The organism is Sporomusa sp., assembly GCF_057736855.1.
Genome location: NZ_JBYKYF010000002.1, coordinates 1 through 3,365, shown reverse-complemented (window position 1 = coordinate 3,365; position 3,365 = coordinate 1). Strand labels below are relative to the sequence as shown.

Annotated in this window: 3 protein-coding genes and 1 pseudogene; all 4 read left to right on the top strand. The window is 47.5% G+C overall.

What is annotated here, in order from left to right; translation table 11 throughout:
• A pseudogene (locus tag AC29Z1_RS00240) lies at window positions 1–588 on the top strand (cobyric acid synthase); the annotation flags it as partial.
• 2 nt (window positions 589–590) lie between these two features.
• The gene (gene cbiB / locus AC29Z1_RS00235; RefSeq protein ID WP_488269444.1) at window positions 591–1,547 is read left to right on the top strand and encodes an adenosylcobinamide-phosphate synthase CbiB; all 957 of its coding nucleotides are present in this window, start codon (window positions 591–593) and stop codon (window positions 1,545–1,547) included.
• A gap of 30 nt (window positions 1,548–1,577) precedes the next feature.
• On the top strand, window positions 1,578–2,303 hold the full coding sequence (cobS, locus tag AC29Z1_RS00230; protein ID WP_488269443.1) for an adenosylcobinamide-GDP ribazoletransferase: 726 nt from the start codon (window positions 1,578–1,580) through the stop codon (window positions 2,301–2,303).
• A 40-nt stretch (window positions 2,304–2,343) separates the two neighbouring features.
• Window positions 2,344–3,216: a GHMP family kinase ATP-binding protein gene (locus AC29Z1_RS00225; RefSeq protein WP_488269442.1), complete on the top strand. Its 873-nt coding sequence runs from the start codon at window positions 2,344–2,346 to the stop codon at window positions 3,214–3,216.
• Window positions 3,217–3,365 lie beyond the last annotated feature (149 nt).

Genomic DNA, 3,365 nt, shown 5'->3' with positions numbered 1-3,365 from the left:
GAGCAAGAACTTATTAAGTTGGTCAAAAGCGGGACTCCCGTTGTCGGTATTTGCGGTGGTTACCAAATGATGGGGAGAGAAATACAAGACCCTGACCATACCGAATCAGACATGGAAACCGTCATGGGGTTAGGCCTGATTGATAGTATTACGGTTTTTGCTGCTGATAAAGTAACCCATCAAGTCCAAGCGAGGGCTGCCAATCATAAATTTTTAGGAATTAATTTTAGCGGTGATACTCTGACAGGTTACGAAATACATATGGGTCGTACCCAGTTTCTGAGCTCGGTTGATCATGCTTTTACCATTATTACCCGTTCCGGTGAACCAGTGAATATACCTGACGGTGCTGTTTCTTCAGACGGATTGGTTATGGGAACTTATCTGCATGGAATCTTTGATAATGATGCTTATCGGCGGGCTGTGCTTGACGCGCTGCGAGTGCGGAGAGGGCTGGCACCGCTGGGGAGCTTTCAGGATACGCAGGCACTTAAACATGCTGCTTATGACCGGTTGGCAGAGGTTGTCCGCCAGAGTTTGAATATGGACTTAGTTTATCACATTATGCATGAAGCCGGTGGTAGGTAGTTATGGAACACTATATGGCATTAGGTGCGATTATTATTGACCGTTTAATTGGTGATCCGCGAACATCACTACACCCGGTTGTGCTGCTGGGTAATTTTATTGCCTGGCTAGAACGGCAGCTGCTGCATGTCAGCCATTCGGCTATACGTAAAAAACTGGCAGGCGGAGTATTGGTGGCTATTGTGCTGGCAACCGCCTATGGGACAGCATGGCTGATTATAGCAGCTTTACATGCTGTTCACGCCTGGGTCGGATACATCGGCGGTGCCCTGCTGCTGGCATTTACCATAACGCCACGCAGTTTGGCAGAAGCCGGCCGGGAAATTGCCGGGTTTCTGATGACTGAGAATATAGAGCAGGCCAGGTTTAAGGTAGGCTGGATTGTTGGACGTGATACGGCTAAGCTGAATACGTCTGAGGTTACTCGGGCTACGGTGGAAACCGTGGCTGAGAATATTGTTGATGGTATTATATCGCCGCTATTTTATGCTATAATTGGTGGTGTGCCGATGGCTTGGCTGTACCGGGCGGTAAACACGTTGGACTCCATGGTCGGCTACAAAAATGAAAAATACCGGGAGTTTGGCATGGTTGCTGCCCGGCTGGATGATGTGTTTAATTATATTCCTGCAAGGATTACTGGATGTCTAATTATTATCGCTGCTGCGTTGCTGCGACTGGATACCCAAGGTGCTTGGGTGGCCATCAGGCGCGATGCGGCTAAACACCCCAGCCCTAATAGCGGCTTTTCAGAGGCTGGCGTGGCCGGAGCGCTGGGAGTGAGACTGGGTGGTCTCAACTACTACGGCGGAGTGCCTTCATTTCGGGCCTATATGGGTGAGGCAAAACATGAACTTCGTCCTGTACATATTGAACAGACCATTCAAATTATGTACGTAGTTACCACTCTGTTTATTATTGCTGTATTTGTCTGCAAAGAATTGGTTGCGTTATGCTGAGCAGCCATTTAGGGTGGGGGGAATCATACTTTGCAAGATTTTTTTACAGGACTACAGTTTCTTACGCGTATCCGCATTGTGGAGCAAACCGACTGGTCGCCAGCTAGTTTTGGACGCAGCGTAAAATATTTTACGTTGATTGGTGCCATTATCGGCTTGTTATTAGCTGGTTTACATTATGCTTTTAGCCCGTTTTTACCGTCGCATGTCTTGGCGGCTGCAATTATTATTGCTCAAATTGTACTTACCGGCGGTCTGCATTGCGATGGGTTTATGGATACCGCTGACGGCGTATTTTCTGGTCGCTCACGGGAGCGGATACTGGAAATCATGAAAGACAGCCGAGTTGGCGCTAATGGTGTAGTGGCTTTTGGTCTTTTATTATTGCTAAAATATTCGCTTATTACTGATATGAATCCGGCATTACTGACAACTGCCCTTCTCGTTACGCCAGTTGCTGGCCGCATGGCTATGGTTATTTGTATCACTTCTTTTCCTTATGCGCGCCCTGAAGGTATGGGAAAGGCATTTGCCCAGTATGCTGACCGTACTACTCTCCTTATGGCTGGGGTTGTAGCCCTTATCATCGTGATTCCGTTGGGGATGCAGGCCGTCATTAGTGCTGGTTTGGCAGTATTGGCCGGAATCATGTCGGCACGCTACTTAGCTAGGGTGTTAGGCGGTTTAACTGGTGATACTTACGGGGCTGTTACCGAGATCACGGAGTTAGCGGCTTTACTCGTATTTATGATTTAGAACACTAATATGATTCAACTACTGAAAGGTAGACTCTTATATGACTGTTAAAGTTAAAGCACCAGGTTCATGCGGTGAATTGGTTCAGGGAACGATAGATGGGATCAATTTTTTGATTACCTGTCCGGTGGACTGGTATTCTGAAGTCTCGATAATTCCTGGCGGCCATTTGGCAGGTATTGAGCCTAAGACAATGGCGGCTGCGGAGAAAACGCTTGCCTATCTTAATGCTGCCGGCGATTTTGGTCTAACCATAGCATCTGATTTGCCGATAGGCAAAGGTATGGCCTCCAGCAGTGCTGATATCAGTGCGGTGTGTCAGGCTGTTGCGCTGGCAGCTACCGGTAAACGACTGTCATGTGATGAAATCGCTGATATTGCTCTTGCCATTGAACCTACTGATGGAATTTTTTATCCAGGAATCGTTATGTTTGACCATGTGCAGGGAAAGATTCGTCGCCATTTAGGCAATCCTCCGCCAATGAAGATTGCGGTGTTCGATGCTGGTGGCGAGGTTGATACACTGGCTTTTAATGCGCGCGAGGATTTAGCCGCTTTAAATAAAGCTAATGAGCAGCAGATTGCTGTAGCTGTTGAACTGGTAGTACAAGGTCTCAGAACCGGAGATGCCCGGCTTATTGGTCAGGGCGCTACAATGAGTGCAGTTGCCAATCAAAATATCTTATACAAACCTTGTCTTGAACAGGTGATAACCATTAGCCGGGATTTCGGTGCTGTGGGCGTCTGTGTGGCACATAGCGGCACAGTACTGGGGGTTATGTTCTGTGCAGAAGCTATGCATGAACTTTGTATTAGTGCGATAGGCCGCGCCTGTCCGGAAGTTGTTTATTTAAAAACTGTCAGATTAATTGCTGGCGGACTTGTTATAACAGGAGATGATGGCAGTGAATGATGATGATCATGTTCATGGCGGCAACGTGTATGCTTGGGCACGGGAACATCGGGGAGAAGTAACCGATGTACTGGATTATAGTGCAAACATAAATCCGCTAGGTTTGTCTGATCGGGTACGCAAGGCTATTACAGAGTCTATTGAGCAAG

What these genes read in the sequence shown, in the direction of transcription:
- AC29Z1_RS00225 (WP_488269442.1), top strand. Translation starts at nt 2,344, where the DNA reads ATGACTGTTAAAGTTAAAGCACCAGGTTCATGCGGTGAATTGGTTCAG.
- cbiB (WP_488269444.1), top strand. Translation starts at nt 591, where the DNA reads ATGGAACACTATATGGCATTAGGTGCGATTATTATTGACCGTTTAATT.